The 15911-nt window shown below is 64.6% G+C and carries 11 protein-coding genes; 1 reads left to right on the forward strand and 10 read right to left on the reverse strand.

All coding sequences use genetic code 11. The features are described from left to right. Positions 1–67: 67 nt before the first annotated feature. The 8 genes from QMG52_RS18790 to groES form a co-directional block, all read right to left on the reverse strand. Positions 68–559 (reverse strand): PTS sugar transporter subunit IIA, encoded by a 492-nt coding sequence (locus QMG52_RS18790; RefSeq protein WP_283561948.1) that lies wholly within the window; start codon positions 557–559, stop codon positions 68–70. A gap of 57 nt (positions 560–616) precedes the next feature. Further along, the gene (locus QMG52_RS18795; RefSeq protein WP_283561949.1) at positions 617–2356 is read right to left on the reverse strand and encodes a glycerol-3-phosphate dehydrogenase/oxidase; all 1740 of its coding nucleotides are present in this window, start codon (positions 2354–2356) and stop codon (positions 617–619) included. 158 nt (positions 2357–2514) lie between these two features. Further along, positions 2515–3636 carry a GuaB3 family IMP dehydrogenase-related protein gene (locus QMG52_RS18800; protein ID WP_283561950.1) on the reverse strand — a complete coding sequence of 374 codons (1122 nt, stop codon included), beginning with the start codon at positions 3634–3636 and terminating at the stop codon, positions 2515–2517. Positions 3637–3692: 56 nt separating this feature from the next. Then, positions 3693–5207 carry an IMP dehydrogenase gene (guaB, locus tag QMG52_RS18805; protein ID WP_283561951.1) on the reverse strand — a complete coding sequence of 505 codons (1515 nt, stop codon included), beginning with the start codon at positions 5205–5207 and terminating at the stop codon, positions 3693–3695. 252 nt (positions 5208–5459) lie between these two features. Continuing rightward, on the reverse strand, positions 5460–7607 hold the full coding sequence (locus QMG52_RS18810) for an acyltransferase family protein (RefSeq protein WP_283561952.1): 2148 nt from the start codon (positions 7605–7607) through the stop codon (positions 5460–5462). Then, positions 7607–9703, reverse strand: a complete 2097-nt coding sequence (locus tag QMG52_RS18815) for an acyltransferase family protein (RefSeq protein WP_283561953.1) — start codon at positions 9701–9703, stop codon at positions 7607–7609. The genes QMG52_RS18810 and QMG52_RS18815 overlap by 1 nt, the downstream gene beginning before the upstream one ends. A gap of 201 nt (positions 9704–9904) precedes the next feature. Then, on the reverse strand, positions 9905–11515 hold the full coding sequence (gene groL / locus QMG52_RS18820; RefSeq protein WP_283561954.1) for a chaperonin GroEL: 1611 nt from the start codon (positions 11513–11515) through the stop codon (positions 9905–9907). Positions 11516–11636: 121 nt separating this feature from the next. Next, on the reverse strand, positions 11637–11933 hold the full coding sequence (gene groES, locus QMG52_RS18825; RefSeq protein ID WP_283561955.1) for a co-chaperone GroES: 297 nt from the start codon (positions 11931–11933) through the stop codon (positions 11637–11639). Between the two features lie 353 nt (positions 11934–12286). On the opposite strand from groES, the gene QMG52_RS18830 reads away from it, so the two are divergent. Continuing rightward, positions 12287–13522 (forward strand): class I SAM-dependent methyltransferase, encoded by a 1236-nt coding sequence (locus QMG52_RS18830; RefSeq protein ID WP_283561956.1) that lies wholly within the window; start codon positions 12287–12289, stop codon positions 13520–13522. A gap of 147 nt (positions 13523–13669) precedes the next feature. Here QMG52_RS18830 and QMG52_RS18835 read toward each other — a convergent pair whose 3' ends face one another. Together QMG52_RS18835 and QMG52_RS18840 are read right to left on the reverse strand one after the other, a co-directional pair. Further along, positions 13670–15133, reverse strand: coding sequence for a YncE family protein (locus QMG52_RS18835; RefSeq protein ID WP_283561957.1), 1464 nt, complete (start codon positions 15131–15133; stop codon positions 13670–13672). 135 nt (positions 15134–15268) lie between these two features. Continuing rightward, entirely contained in the window at positions 15269–15772 is a 504-nt protein-coding gene (locus tag QMG52_RS18840; RefSeq protein WP_283561958.1) for a COG4315 family predicted lipoprotein, read from the reverse strand. Positions 15773–15911 lie beyond the last annotated feature (139 nt).

A 15911-nucleotide genomic window follows, 5' to 3' on the forward strand; every position in this document is an offset into this window, starting at 1 on the left:
AGCTGGCACGCATGCGAGCACCATCCTTGCTGCCCGCTAAACGACAGGCCGTGGCCTGTCGCCGAACTCAGTGGTCGAAAAACACCAGTGTGGAGTTGATCAGTTCAGCAATGACCTCCGTGTCGTGGGCGCGCCGCAGCGACTCCCGGAAGTTCTCCTTGAACAACGAGCGTGCCAAGGTGGCCAGCACCTCGAGATGTTCGGAAAAGGAGCTGGCCGGCGTGGCGATCAGCAGCACCACTGTGGCGGGGCCATCCACCGCACCGAAGTCCAAGCTGTATCCGTGCCGGGTGATGCCCACCGCGATAGAGGTGCGGGTGACAAATTCACTGCGCGCATGCGGCATCCCGATTCCGCCCGGCAGCCCGGTGGCCATCTGGTGCTCCCGCGCGTTGACCTGCGCCAGGAAGCCGTCCAGATCCGAGATACGACCCGCCTCGTAGAGCCGCGCGGCCAGCTGTGCCGCGGCGTCCTCCTTGGTACCGGCTTCCATTTCCAGGATGACCAGTTCCGGCGTCGTCAGCAGCGCGTCATAACGCTCGAGAGGGACCTCTGTCATATCTGCCTTTCCGGCCGCGCCTGGGTGCCGCGAATCCGATCCGCCGCGGCCGCAGCGTCAGGTACGCGACGTGCCGCCTTCCACGCTCAGCCGGGCCGCGTCCGCGGACTTATCGTCCGGCTGCTCTTGGCTCAGACGCTCCGCTTCCACCCGTGCCACATAGTTTTCGATTTCGGTCTCCTGCCGCTCCCCGCTCCAGCCCAGAATTCCACTCATAAGTTTAGCCACTACCGGTGCCGCCGCGACGCCGCGGTCCCAGGATTCAATCGAAATCCGGGTCCGGCGGGTGAGCACGTCCGTCACGTGCAGCGCGCCCTCGTGGGTGGTGGCATACACCACCTCGGCCTCCAGATAATCGTCGGCGCCCGGAAGCGCCCGGCCCAGCCCGGCGTCGTCGGCGATCAGTTGCAGCACATCCGCCGCCATCGAGCCGTAACGGTTCAGCAGGTGCTCCACCCGCGCCACGTGCACACCGGTCTCTTCCGCGGTGCGGTTCCTGCGGTTCCAAGCCGCCTTGAAACCCTCCGCACCGAGCAGCGGAATGGTGGCCGTGACGCTGGCCGGGACCTTTTCGTCCAGCGTGCGGGTGGCCTCATCCACGGCGTCCTTGGCCATCACCCGGTACGTGGTCCACTTACCCCCCGCCACCACCACCATGCCGGGAACCGGATGCGAGACGACGTGCTCCCGCGACAGCTTGGCGGTGGAATCGCTCTCCCCTGCCAGCAGCGGGCGCAGCCCGGCATAGACGCCCTCCACGTCCTCCCGGGTAAGAGGGCGCTTGAGCACCTTATTAACGTGGTCCAGCAGATAATCGATGTCCTGCGCGGATGCAGCAGGATGGGCCTTGTCCAGCTCCCAGTCGGTGTCCGTTGTCCCAATGATCCAGTGCCGCCCCCAGGGGATCACAAAGAGGACGGACTTTTCGGTCTGCAGAATCAGCCCGACCGTGGACTGGAACCGGTCCCGCGGCACCACCAGGTGGATGCCCTTGGACGCGCGCACCTTCAACTGCCCGCGGTCAGTGACCATGCCTTGCGTGTCATCCGTCCACACGCCCGTCGCGTTCACGATCTGTTTGGCTCGGATGTCGAACTCAGTGCCGTCCTGGTTGTTTCGGACCTTCGCCCCCACCACGCGCTCACCCTCGCGCAGGAAATCGACGACGCTGACCTGGTTCACCGCGTACGCTCCGTAGCTGGCGGCGGTGCGCACCATGTTCGCTACATACCGGGCATCGTCGACCTGCCCGTCGTAGTAGCGGATGGAGCCGATCATGGCGTCGTCCTTGAGGCTTGGGGCAGCCCGCAGGGTCGCTTTTTTGCTCAAGTGCTTATGCCTGGGCACGCCGCGGCTGTTGCCGGAGGTCAGCCCCAGCGTGTCGTAGAGCAAGATGCCGGCGCCGACGAAGGGCCGCTCAACAAACCGTTTGGTCAGCGGATACAGAAACGGGACCGGACGGGTCAGGTGCGGGGCAATGCGCTGGAGCAGCAGACCGCGCTCCTGCAGTGCCTCGGTGACCAACGCAAATTCGAGCATCGGCAGATACCGCAGGCCGCCGTGGATGAGTTTGGAGGAGCGCGACGACGTTCCCGCAGCCCAGTCGTTGGCCTCCACTATGCCTACGTTCAAACCCCGGGTGACGGCGTCCAACGCGGCGCCAACGCCCACCACGCCGCCGCCCACCACCAGGATATCCAGCTCCTGGCCGGGACCACTGCTCGCTTTCAGCGCCACCAGAGCGGCCTCACGGGCCTGCGGACCAAGATTACCTGTGGGATGTTCTGCGGCGGACATGCGGACCTCCTGGCTGGACAACACTGTGGTGACTTCACCTTACTTCGTTGCCGTACAGAAAGGCAGGGTCCGAGCCGACGGGCGCTGCACACACCTAAATGATTCATCATTGCCGTTGTCTGTGTCCGTGGTCTCACAGCAGTTGACAAGAACTCCTGCTAGGAAACCACCACTTCCACGCGCTGGAATTCCTTCAGATCCGAATAGCCCGTGGTGGCCATGGAACGGCGGAGCGCGCCGATCAGGTTCGAAGTTCCGTTGGCCTGGTGCGCCGGCCCGAAAAGCACCTCACCCAAGGGTCCGACGGTATCCAGACGAACCCGGTCCCCGCGTGGCAGTTCCGGGTGGTGCGCCTCGGCACCCCAGTGCCAGCCCTGCCCCGGAGCCTCATCGGCACGCGCCAAGGCGGCTCCGAGCATCACGGCGTCGGCGCCCATCGCGATGGCCTTGACGATGTCACCGCTGGAGCCCATGCCGCCGTCGGCAATGACATGCACGTACCGGCCGCCGGACTCATCCATATAATCCCGCCGGGCACTGGCGACGTCGGAGATGGCGCTGGCCATTGGAGCCCTGATGCCCAACGCCCGGCGGGTGGTGGTGGACGCGCCGCCGCCAAACCCCACCAAGACTCCTGCCGCACCGGTTCGCATCAGATGCAGCGCGGGAGTGTAGCCGGCAGCTCCGCCGACGATGACCGGCACATCGAGCTCATAGATAAATTGTTTGAGATTCAGCGGCTCCGCGGTCTTGGAGACATGCTCCGCAGAGACCGTGGTGCCCCGGATAACGAAGATATCCACACCTGCTGCGACGACGGTTTTGTAGAATTCCTGCGTTCGCTGCGGGGTCAGGGCGCCCGCGACGGTGACGCCCGCTGCTCTGATCTCGGCCAGCCGTGAGGTGATCAGTTCGGGCTGGACAGGCGCTTCATAGAGCTCCTGCATGCGGCGGGTTGCGGCTGGGTCCGTCACGGAGGAATCCAGCGCGGCAATCTCGTCCAACACGGGCTGCGGATTTTCGTACCTGGTCCAGAGTCCTTCCAGATCGAGGACACCCAAACCGCCCAGGTTACCCAGCGCAATCGCGGTGGCCGGGGACATCACCGAATCCATCGGGGCGCCGATGACGGGGGTTTCAAACTGGTAGGCATCAATCTGCCATTTGACCGAAACGTCCTTCGGATCGCGGGTCCGGCGGGACGGTATTATTGCGATGTCATCCAGGGAGTAGGCACGGCGCCCACGCTTGCCACGGCCGATTTCAATGTCATAAGTCACTGCTCAAGGTTAGCGTAGGTGCCTCTGCAGCAACGCACCGTCGTGGCCGGTGGGGGCTACTTGGAGCCATAGTTGGGCGCTTCCACCGTCATCTGGATGTCGTGCGGGTGGGATTCCTTGAGCCCGGCGGCGGTGATGCGGACGAACTTACCCTTCGCTTTGAGCTCCGGGACGGTGCGTGCGCCCGTGTAGAACATTGTCTGGCGCAGCCCGCCGACCAGTTGATAGGCCACGGATGAGAGCGGCCCGCGGTACGCCACCCGGCCTTCAATGCCTTCGGGAATGAGTTTGTCGTCCCCGGAAACATCCGCCTGGAAGTAGCGGTCCTTGGAGTATGAGGTGCTCTTGCCACGGGTCTGCATGGCACCGAGCGAACCCATCCCGCGGTAGGTCTTGAACTGCTTCCCATTGACAAAAATCAGCTCGCCGGGGGCCTCTTCGGTCCCCGCCAAGAGGGAGCCCAGCATCACCGTATCAGCGCCGGCCACCAGCGCCTTGCCGATGTCGCCCGAATACTGCAGGCCGCCGTCGGCGATCAGCGGCACGCCGGCAGGAATCGCGGCCTTGGCGGATTCGTAGATGGCGGTGATCTGTGGAACCCCTACTCCGGCCACCACTCGGGTGGTGCAGATGGACCCCGGCCCCACGCCCACCTTTATGCCATCGGCACCGGCATCGATCAGCGCCTGCGCACCCTCGCGGGTGGCTGCCTGGCCGCCAATGATGTCAACATGCGCGGCGGCGGGCTCGGCCTTGAGCCGTGCGATCATGTCCAGCACACCCTGGCTGTGGCCGTTGGCCGTGTCCACAAAAAGCGCATCCACGCCGGCGTCGACCAGTTTCATGGCACGCTCCCAGCCGTCCCCGAAGAAGCCGATCGCGGCACCCACGCGCAGCCGGCCGGCGTCGTCCTTGGTGGCCAGCGGATACTGCTCGGCCTTGGTAAAGTCCTTGACCGTGATCAGCCCGCGCAACCGGCCGTCGTCGTCGACCAGCGGCAGCTTTTCGATCTTGTTCTTGGCGAGCAGGCCGGAGGCATCCTCGCGGCTGATCCCGACAGTGCCGGTGACCAGCGGCATCTTCGTCATGACCTCGCGGACCAGGCGCCGCCGGTATTCGCTGTCCGGGACAAAGACCGTGTCGCGGTTGGTGACGATGCCCAGCAGCTTGCCCTCGGCGTCGACGACGGGCAGTCCCGACACGCTGTAGTGCCGGCACAGGTCGTCGAGTTCCTGCAAGGTGGCATCGGGGCCGATGGTCACAGGGTTGGTGATCATGCCGGACTCGCTGCGTTTGACGCGGTCCACCTGCTCCGCCTGATCATCGATGGAGAGGTTGCGGTGCACCACGCCAAGCCCGCCCTGCCGCGCCATTGCGATGGCCATCCGGGATTCGGTGACGGTATCCATCGCGGCGGAGAGCAGCGGTGTGTTGACGGTAATGCGCCGGGAGACACGCGACCCGGTATCCGCCTCGGAGGGAATCACGTCCGTGTGGCCGGGCAGCAGCAGCACGTCGTCGTAGGTCAGCCCGATGAGGGCGAACGGGTTATGGATTTCGGGCTCGGTCATGAGTGCTCCTCAGCGGTGGTGCCGGGTGGGGTGTGCACCGACGGCCAGAGGCGTCATTACGGTCTGGTCTGTGCGTTTTATACATTCTAAAACGAAAGCGTGCGCCGCCCTATTCCGGGCCCGGGCCGGGCTGCGTGACAGGGGCACCGCCTGCTTCGCCAACCGGCCGCCGCCCCGCCACGCCAACGCCAGCCGGCGTCCCCACGCCAACGCCAGCCGGCGTCCCCACGCCACGCCAGCAGGCCTCCGCCGTCAGTGCCAGCCGGTCTCCGCCAACAGCCGCTGTTCAAAGATGGCCGACATGGATTGGGTATACGTCTTGGTCAGATGGTTATCGTCCTTGTAGACGTAGACATTCCCCACCACCGCCGGGCAGACTCCGTTGGCGCAGATGTAGTCGCTCAGATCCAGGGCGAAGAAGTTCGGGACATCGTGGTAGGCATCCATGGGCGCCGTCGCGGCCAGGCTCTCGGACAGCGGTGGATTGCAGGCGGGCGCCGCGGCGCCCTTCGTGGCCGCACAGTCGGCCATGTTGATGGTGAAGCGCGGGTTATCCCGCATCCCGATCACCTGAATCCCCGCGTCGGTAAACCCCTTGATGCCGTCCAGATAGCCCGGCACCTCCGTTTCAAACGGCGCCTGCTCAAGCGTCAGGGACGCCAAGGTGAAGACCGCATCGGGTTTGAGCGACATGACATAGCCCCGGTCCAGGTCATTAAATTCATTGCAGTCATCCGCGCGGGAGGGCGCGTCGGCACCGTAGCGGCAGCCGGATTTGATCAACATCACAATCTGCCAGTTACGCTGCGCAGCGATGGTGTCCCAGTCCGGAAGCCACTGCTGCGAGTGCGAGTCACCCAGCACCACGATGGTCTTGGCAGGCGTTCCCACCGGCTGATTGGCGTGGCAGATCTGCGCCAGCACCGGCGACGCCGGGACCAGCCGTCCCGTGCAGTCACCTTCGATGGTGGCGAATTCGTTCTTGAGCTCGGCCGGGGCCGGAATCACCTTGGCACTGGGCGACGACGTTCCGGCGTAGCCCGGTTCCAGCGCGGCAGCGCCGGGATTGTCGGAAGCAGGCTGCGCGGCGGCGGCGGCGTCGTAAGCGGTAATGCGGTTCTGCCAGAGGGCCACCGGACCGGCCAGCAGGGCGCCGCAGGCCACGAGGACGACGGCGGCACGCCAGACATGGTGCTCGGGCCAGTTCCAGCAGCGCAGCGGAGTCTCGACGAATTTGGTGGTCAGGAACGCCAGCAGGATGGATGAGCCGATAATCGCCAACCCCTGCCACACGTTGGCCCCGCGCTGCCCCGCCGCGACCAGGAAAATGACCAGCACGGGCCAGTGCCACAGGTACAGCGCGTAGGAAATATTCCCCATCCCCACCAGCGGCCGGGCGGAAAGGATCCGGTCAGCGCCCAGCGGGCTGCCGGTCTGGCCGGCCACAATGATCAGGGCTGCCGAGAGGGTGGGCCAGAGCGCGACATAGCCGGGAAACTGCTGGTCCACCACCAGAATCAGTCCGCAGCTGAGCATCCCCGCGACGCCGAGCCAGCCCATCAGGACGCGCAGCCCGCGCGGGAAACTCAGGTACGGCAGCGCCAGTGCCAGCAGGGAGCCGAGCGCGAATTCCCACAGCCTGGCCCGGGTGTCAAAGTATGCGTAGGCCTGGTTGGCTGCGGTCTCGCGCACCGAAAAAGCCAGCGAGAAGGCGAACACCAGTCCAAACGCGGCGGCCAGCAGGGCTCGGTAACTAAGCCATTTTTCCGCCGCCGGATACCTCGACGTCAGGCCGGTGCGCTTGAGCAGCCGCTGAATCAGTGCCGCGGCGGCAAAAATCAGCGGCCAGAGAATGAAAACCTGTCCCTGAATGGAGAGCGACCAGAAGTGCTGCAACGGGCTGGCCCCGGAATGATCGACCGCGTAGTAGTCCACCGAGGTGTCCGCGAGAACCCAGTTTTGGAAGTACAGCAATGATGCCCAGGCCTGCTGCAGGACGTCCGGCCAGCGCCGCGGTGGCAGCACCGCCCAAGTTCCGGCCAGCACCGCCACGAGTACGACGACCGCGGCCGGCAGCAGCCGCTTAAACAGGTGAAGCCAGTGCCGGACCAGCCGAAGCGGCTCCCCCCGCTCCACCTTTCGGGCGAACTGCAGGGTCATCAGGAATGCGGAAATCAGGAGAAAGATGTCCACGCCGCCGGAGACCCGCCCCAGCCAGACGTGATAGGCAACCACCATCAGCACGGCCAGGGCGCGCAGACCCTGGACCTCCGGGCGGAACCCCTTCTTCGCCGCCGCGGGCCTGCCTCCGGCCCGAGGACTTGGCTTGGCCCGCGCATCTGAAACGGCCGTCGGCAGTCCTTCGGCAGCGGGCGCGGGATTATTCTGTCCGGAAACCATTATTTTCCCTCCTCCCAACCGGTTGCGGCGAAGACAGCCTGCTCCACAACGGGAGTCAGCGTTTTCATATACGTTCGTGTCACATGGCTGCCGTCCTTGTAGACCACGACGTTTCCAATCACGGCCGGACAGCTCTCATCGACGCAGAAATACGGTGTGAAATCCAGGAAATTCACTCCGGGGAGGCTCTCCCTCAACGCATCCGTCGGCGATATGTCCGCGAAGTTCTGGTCCTGGGCAGTGGCGCAGACCGAGTAATCCTTGGGATTCTTGGCCACGCAGTCCGGGCCTGACGCCAGCGGTGTCTGGTCGAAGCGGGGCGTATCCCTGATGGCGAGGACGGGAATCCGGGCGGCGGCGAACTCTCGGACAACGCCGGCCCACGACGGGTCCAGGTATTCGCTGGTCGTGAAGTTGTACGCCGCACGGGTGCTGGTGGTCAGCACCGCATCGGGATTGAGCTCGAGCGCGGCCTTCATCGAATCCCTGATGAACTGCGGGCAGCCCGCCGGGACGGTGCCGTCCGCGCCGTCCGTCAGGGGACAGAACCCCGCCGTGAAGGCAATCACCCGCCAGTTGTATTTCCTGGCAATATCCAGCAGCGGCGTGCTCCACATCAGGGCGTGGGAACTGCCCACCACCACGACCGTCCTGGCCGGGTTGGCATCGTTTCCGTTGTCGCACCGGGTCCGGGACACGTCGGATTCATCCAGCACCGTGCAGCCGCCGTCCCATTGCGGCCATTCATCGGCAATATCCGTCAGGGCGGGAACCAGCGGAGCGGTCCGCGAGCCGGCGGCCGGCGTATAGCCGGCAAACAGGGCCGCCGCTCCCGGGTTTTCGGGTGTGGACCCGGCCCCGGCCTTCGGGCTGACGGCCTGAATGTGCAGCTGCAGGCCACCCAGCGGAACGGCGCTCAGCGCCAGCGAGACCGCCATGACGGCCGCGGCGCGCAGTTTGCTGGACTCGGCCCATTTCCAATCCCGGACCGGCTTCTCCACGAACCGGGTGGTCAGGATGGACAGCACCAGGGCCGTCACGATCACCACCGTGCCCGAGAGCCAGCCCGCCTTTTCCTTGTCGAAGACCATCAGGTAGATGATCAGCAGCGGCCAATGCCACAGGTACAGGGCGTAGGAATTGCCGCCCATGAAGACCAACGGTCCGGAACTGAGGAAACGGTCCATGCCGAACCTGCTGTCCGTCCGGCCGGCGATGATGATCAGTGCGGCTGCGAGCGTGGGCCAGAGGGCAATGAAACCGGGAAACTGTTGCTCGATGTCGAGAACGATGCCACAGCTGATCATGGCCACGACGCCAAGCCAGCCCAGCAGGACCCGAACGCGGTGTGGAAGGTTCAGGTAGGGCAGCAACAGCGCAAGCAGCGAGCCGAGGGCAAATTCCCAGAGCCGGGCCCGGGTATCAAAATACGCGAACGCCTGGTTGCTGCCGGTCTCGCGGATGGAAAAGAGCAGCGAAAGGATGAAGATCAGGCCGAAAATGTAGGTCAGCAGCACCCGGTAGCGCAGCCGGAACGTCCTGGCCAGCAGCGCCGCGGCCGCAAAGATCAGGGGCCACAAAATAAACACCTGTCCTTGGATGGACAGCGACCAGAAATGCTGCAGCGGACTCGCCAGGCTGTGATCCGCCGCGTAGTAATCCACCGAGTTGGACGTCAGTGCCCAGTTTTCAAAGTAGAACGCGGACGCCCACGTTTGAGCGAAAATGTCTTTCCAGCGCGTCTGCGGCAGCCACAGGTAGGTCGCCGCCAGCACCGAAAGAAGGACAACGACGACGGCGGGCAGCAGCCGCTTGAACAGGTGCAGCCAGTGCTTGAGCAGGTCCAGCGGCGTCCCCCGCTCCACCCTGCCGACGAACTGGCGGGTGATCAGGAAGGCGGATACCAGCAGGAATATGTCCACCCCGCCGGACACCCGGCCCAGCCAGACATGGTAGATGACCACCATCAGCACGGCCAGTGAACGCAGCCCCTGAACCTCCGGCAGGAACTTCCGGTTGTGGGGTCCACCGTTCGCGGACCCTGCCGCGGACGACCTCCCGGAGCCCGTGGGCCTGGCAATGGTCCCGGTTGTCACTCGTTAATCACCTAACGTTCAGCAAAAGTCCATTCCGCGGCAGCGGGAACTCAACCTTCCACGTTACCTGAACGTGACCTTCCGCTGCCACGTTAGTGTTTCTTGCCACTTTTGCGGCAGCGACAGAACTGCCCCGCAGCGGCTGCGCGCAAACCGGGGTTTACGTGCAGCCGCTGCGGGGCAGTGGTACCAGCGGGAACGCTAGTGCTGATGACCTGATTCTTCGTCGTCGTCGGCCGGCTTTTCCGTCACCAGGGCCTCGGTGGTGAGAACCAGTGCGGCAATGGAAGCAGCGTTACGCAGCGCGGAACGCGTGACCTTCACCGGGTCGATGATGCCGGCGGCAATCAGGTCGCCGTACTCGCCGGTGGCGGCGTTAAAGCCGTGGCCATCGGGGAGTTCGCCAACCTTGTTGACCACTACATAGCCGTCATGCCCGGCGTTCTGGGCAATCCAGCGCAGCGGCTGGGCAATGGCGCGGCGGACAAGTCCGACGGCGGTCGCGGCGTCGCCGTCGAGCTTGGAGACGTAAGGATCATCGTCCAGGGCCTTGGCGGCCTGGACCAGTGCGGAACCGCCACCAGCCACGATGCCCTCTTCGAGCGCGGCGCGGGTGGAGGAAACGGCATCCTCGATGCGGTGCTTCTTCTCCTTGAGCTCGACCTCGGTGGCTGCGCCGACCTTGATCACGCCGATGCCTCCGGCCAGCTTGGCCAGACGCTCCTGCAGCTTCTCTTTGTCCCAATCGGAATCGGTGCGCTCGAGTTCGGCGCGGATCTGCTTGACGCGGTCCGCGACGTCCTCGGACGAGCCGGCGCCGTCGACAATGGTGGTGGTGTCCTTGGTGACGGTGATCCGGCGTGCGGTGCCGAGCACCTCGAGGCCGACCTGGTCCAGGCTCAGGCCGATCTCCGGGGAGACCACCTGCGCACCGGTCAGGGTCGCGATGTCCTGCAGCATCGCCTTGCGGCGGTCGCCGAAGCCCGGTGCCTTGACGGCAACCACGTTCAGCGTGCCGCGGATTTTGTTGACGATCAGCGTGGACAGAGCCTCGCCGTCGACATCCTCGGCAATGATGAACAGCGGCTTGGCGGCCTGCAGAGCCTTCTCCAGCAGGGGCAGGAAATCCTGGATGGAGGAGATCTTGCCCTGGTTGATCAGGATCAGCGCATCTTCCAGCACCGCTTCCTGGCGCTCGGCGTCGGTGACGAAGTACGGCGAGAGGTAGCCCTTGTCGAACTGCATACCTTCGGTGAGCACCAGCTCGGTTGCCGTGGTGGAGGATTCCTCAATGGTGATCACACCATCCTTGCCGACCTTGTCGAATGCCTCGGCGAGCAGTTCGCCGATTTCCGGGCTCTGGGCCGAGATGGCGGCAACTTCCGCCACCTGACGTCCCTGGACCTCGCGGGCATTCTCCAACAGACGCTTGGCGATCGCGTCCACCGATACCTCGATGCCGCGCTTCAGGTCTCCGGGAGCGGCGCCCGCGGCAACGTTGCGCAGGCCTTCCTTGACCAGAGCCTGCGCCAAGACCGTCGCCGTCGTCGTTCCATCGCCGGCCACGTCGTTGGTCTTGGTCGCAACTTCCTTTGCCAGCTGCGCACCAAGGTTCTCGTACGGGTCCTCGAGCTCCACCTCACGGGCGATCGTAACGCCGTCGTTCGTGATGGTGGGGGCACCCCACTTCTTATCCAGCACAACGTTGCGGCCGCGCGGCCCCAGGGTCACCTTGACGGTGTTCGCCAGCTTATCGATGCCGGCTTCCAGGGAACGGCGGGCAGCGTCGTTGAATTCCAGCTGCTTTGCCATAATTCTGTGTCCTTTCAAGGCGAAACCCCGCACCCTGGATCCCGGAAGGGAGCGGCGGTGCGGGGATCCGTCAAAGCGATATGTGCTTCAGGAAGCTACTTAGCTGTTAGTTAGCTAGGTGCTACTTAACTACGATGGCGAGAACGTCGCGGGCGGACAGCACCAACAGTTCCTCGCCGCCCGTCTTGACTTCGGTTCCACCGTACTTGGAGTAGATGACGACGTCGCCGACGGCTACATCAATCGGGACGCGGTTGCCGTTGTCATCAATGCGGCCGGGGCCGACTGCGACAACTTCACCTTCCTGAGGCTTTTCCTTGGCGGTGTCCGGGATCACCAGGCCGGAAGCAGTAGTCTGCTCGGCTTCCAGCTGACGGACAACAATACGATCCTCAAGAGGCTTAATAGAGACCGACACTCGGACCTCCCCTTCACATGAGTAAAATCTGCGGATGATTGCAATGAATGCGTCAACGTTGGTACTGCCAGCCGTCGTCGCGGTGCCGGTGGCAAGACCGTTTGCCGCACTCATCTTCAATTAGCACCCTACGGGTGAGAGTGCTAACCCCGACTCTATGGTTTGGCTGGCACTCGGTCAAGGTGAGTGCCAGTTTTCGCTTCGTGTCCGCCGTCAGCGGAAAACGGTGTGGGCGTCGTGGCTGCCCGGTCCGCGGCGCTCGCACAGCGGCGAAACCCGGTGGTGCGCAGGATAGGCGCCACCGCATCCGGCGGAGCCCGCCCTGCGCTCATTGCACCGGATAGGCTTCTTACATGCCCCAGGAACAGATTTCACCCCTTTTCACCTCCGAAGGCTGGGAGCTGCTGAACTCGCTGGGCCCGTACGCCGAAAAGGATGCCCTCGCGCTCAACTCCCGGCTGCGCACTGCAGGGCACTCCGCCGAACTTGTCTCCGCCGTACTGACACAGTCCCGGCTGCGGACCAAGGCCGAGGCCAAGTTCGGCGAGTTCGCCCGCCAGATGATTTTCACGCGGGCCGGGCTGGAGCAGGCCACGCGGCTCAACGTGGCGGCGCGGCACGCGGAACGCTTCATCTCCGCCAAGGTGGCGCACGTGGCTGATCTGGGCTGCGGGATCGGGGCCGATTCGCTGGCGCTCTCGAGCCTGGACATTGCGGTGACCGCCGTGGAGCTGGACGAGACCACCGCGGCCTGCGCCACCTTGAACCTGATGCCCTTCCCGTCCGCCACGGTGATCCAGGCGGACGCCACCACGGTGGATCTGACCGGAGTTGACGGCGTCTGGCTTGACCCGGCCCGGCGGACGACCACGACGTCGGGGACCACCAGGTTGTTTGATCCGGAGGCTTTTTCGCCGCCACTGTCCTTCGTCGAAGCCCTGGCTGCGCGGGGCCTGGCCGTGGGCGTCAAACTGGGCCCCGGTATACCGCACGAATCCCTCCCGGCGGGCTGCGAAGCGCAATGGGTCTCTGTCGACGGCGACGTTGTGGAGGCGGCCCTGTGGTTCAACGCCCTCGCCCGGCCGGAGGTGAACCGCGCGGCGCTGGTGATCGGGGCGCGGGGGTCCGCGGAGCTGACCAGCGCGGTACCCTACGATCCTTCAGCGCAGGACGTTGAAACGGGTCCGGCGGAAGGCTACCTCTATGAGCCCGATGGAGCGGTCATTCGTGCCGGACTGGTTGCGGATCTGGCCAGGACCATCGACGGGCATCTGCTCGATCCCCATATTGCCTATATCTGCGCAGCGGAGCTGCGGGACACGCCGTTTGCCAGGGCCTACCGCGTGCTGGAAGTGAAGCCGTATAATGTAAAGGCTCTCAAGGCGTGGGTGCGGGCCAACCGGATCGGCGTGCTGGACATTAAGAAGCGCGGCATGGCCGTCACCCCGGAGGAACTGCGCAAACAGCTGCTCACGGGTTCCGGCAAGGGCCCGCGCAAGGCCACGCTGGTGCTCACGCGCATCGGGGAGGACCGGTTCGCAATCGTCGTCGAGCCGGTCACTCACCCGGCACTGCCGCTTGCGCTCTGACATCCCGGCGGACCCCTGCGGGCCACGCCGGTCGAGCGGCCCTCGCTGATCAAGCGGTGCAGGCTCAGGCCGTGGAGAGGAACCTGGCGGCGCCGCCATGGCGGATGTGACCCGCCATGCATATCGCTGCTTCTTCGACGGTCCGGTTCAGCCGATGCTGGGTGTCACGGTGACCGCGTGGATGTCATGGACGCCGAGGAACTGGACGTAGGCCAGCGCCTGCGGCTTGGTCCCGGCCGGATCAGTCGTGAAGGAGAGCAGCGGAACCGGCTCGCCGGCATCGTCGACGGATGCCGTGTAGCGGGTGTTGGGCGTCAACCCTTGACCCTCGATTTCGATCATGTCCAGTCCGTCTACCGCGCGCACGGTGAGATGGGCCTCGCCGGGCCCGTCTACCTTGATCTCGGCGTTCTCCACGGGTTGGTCGAGGCCCTGCCGGGTTAGATGCTCGGACCCGGTACCGGTTGGTACCGCGTTCGCGACGTAAACCAGGGCCTGCCCCTCCTGCCCGACGCGCAGCGTCTTGATCAGGGACCGGTCAGCCGTGTCGATCACGTCGACGCTATCGGAATGCTCATTGACGATGTAAACGCGGGTGTTGTCCGGGCTGGGCCAGATTCCGTGCGGTTCCACCCCGGACGACTGGATCGTGCCGATGAGTCCGGGGGGCTCGTGGCCGTTCCGCTGATATACCTTGGTTTCGTCAGTACCTCCTACGGTGAGGTAAACGTAGCCGGCTTGCGGCGTGCTGACGAAGGCAGGATGGTTGGTGCCCGCTCCGCTGTCGACGACGGCGGTCACCCGGCGACCGGGAACGTCGATGACACTGACCTTGCCCGCCTTTTTGTGCGCCGCCCACAGCTCGTGCCCGTCCGGGGAGAGTGCCATGTCGGAGGAAAAGGAGTCGGCGAGCCCGGTGATCCGGTCGACGACCTTCCTGGCCGTGACATCAATGACGTCGATAGTCGCGGACCGGAGATGGTTGACATAGGCCTTTCGGCCGTCGGGGCTGAACAACACCTTGGACGGGCCGGCGTCGGTGTTGACATGCCCGATGACCCCGCCGTGCAACGCATCTACAATGTCGAGCTGGGACAGTGCGCGGTCCGCGACCCAGACGGTTTGGCCGTCCGGGCTGAAGAATCCCTCATGGGAAGAACGTCCGACGTTGGTCTGCGAAACGATGCTGTTGTCGGCCGTGCGGATCACTGTGACGGTGTTAGTCGTGACGCTGACTGCGTCCAGGTATTGACCGTCCCGGGAAAATCCGAGACCGTGTACGTCGACATCCCTCAGGTATTGCGGACCAAGGGTGTCACCGAGCCGTTGTGCCCCCAAGGGGATCGTTCCCAGCACCTCGTTGGTGGCCGGATTGATCACGGTGACCGTGTTCGACGTCTGGTCCGCGGTGTAGACCCGGTCACGGGACGAGATCGACTGCGCCCCGGGCAGCGCCGGGGCCTGCATTATCTGCGCCGTCGATGTCCCTGCGGCCGGGCTGCTGGACGCGGCGCCCTGCACGCCCCCGCCGCAAGCCGACAAAAGCACCAGCGCGGCGCCGGCGATGACCGCGATCCCTGCACGCCGGGTCACCGTCAAGATGTGAGTCACACCGTTCCATTGCCTAATACCATCATCACCGTCGAGATGCGTACTCACTTAAGTTCTCCACTCCATTGGTCGCCCCTCGGGGCCTTGATACTGAATTCCGGACCCGTGCTTGCCGGCGCCCATCCCCTGCGGTTGCTACCCCGCGGGCGTGCTGATCTTTTCCCCTGCCGGGCGTATGGCCCACCAGATTTTGAGGACACCCTGGCCCTTGACGTCGCCGGGGACTGCGTCCTTGGAGAACACGTACAGGGGCATTCCATCGAGCGTGACCTGCTTGGTCCCGGCGTCGGTGGTGATGACTCCAACTTTGGCGCTCACGCCCTCCCCCGCGGGGGTACCTGAGTCCGCGGTCACCGGAGACCAGATCGCCAGGCAAGCCGTGTTGCAGGCACTTTTGCCGGAATCTTTGATGTCCTTGTCAAAAACGTAGACGGACATTCCCTTGCCGTTGACCACGATGTCCCCCAGCGGCGTTTTAGCGGTTTTGAGATCAGCTGGCGCGGAACTGGTGACGGCGGCCGAAACGGCACCGGCTGATGCCGACGTTGCGCCGGTGGATGTGGCTGCCGCGCCGCAGCCCGTAAGGGCCAGGGCGGCCAGGGACATTACCGCCATGGCTGTGCTGAATCGCTTGTTCATGAAGTGTGGCTCCTCTGACCCGGATCCGCGAGTAAGAACTTTTTGACAGGGGTGTGTTAAACCGAACAAGTGCCCCTTGAGCTGGGAAAATAGTAGTTGCGAAGCCAAAATTTTCCAGACAGAGAAGGACACCTGTTCA

Source organism: Paenarthrobacter sp. PH39-S1 (assembly GCF_030063245.1).
In the GTDB taxonomy this organism is placed as follows: Bacteria; Actinomycetota; Actinomycetes; order Actinomycetales; family Micrococcaceae; genus Arthrobacter_M.

Excerpts from the sequence above, each read along its gene's own strand:
- QMG52_RS18830 (WP_283561956.1), top strand. The coding sequence starts at position 12,287 with ATGCCCCAGGAACAGATTTCACCCCTTTTCACCTCCGAAGGCTGGGAG.
- QMG52_RS18840 (WP_283561958.1), bottom strand. The coding sequence starts at position 15,772 with ATGAACAAGCGATTCAGCACAGCCATGGCGGTAATGTCCCTGGCCGCC.
- guaB (WP_283561951.1), bottom strand. The coding sequence starts at position 5,207 with ATGACCGAGCCCGAAATCCATAACCCGTTCGCCCTCATCGGGCTGACC.
- QMG52_RS18810 (WP_283561952.1), bottom strand. The coding sequence starts at position 7,607 with ATGGTTTCCGGACAGAATAATCCCGCGCCCGCTGCCGAAGGACTGCCG.
- QMG52_RS18790 (WP_283561948.1), bottom strand. The coding sequence starts at position 559 with ATGACAGAGGTCCCTCTCGAGCGTTATGACGCGCTGCTGACGACGCCG.
- groL (WP_283561954.1), bottom strand. The coding sequence starts at position 11,515 with ATGGCAAAGCAGCTGGAATTCAACGACGCTGCCCGCCGTTCCCTGGAA.
- QMG52_RS18795 (WP_283561949.1), bottom strand. The coding sequence starts at position 2,356 with ATGTCCGCCGCAGAACATCCCACAGGTAATCTTGGTCCGCAGGCCCGT.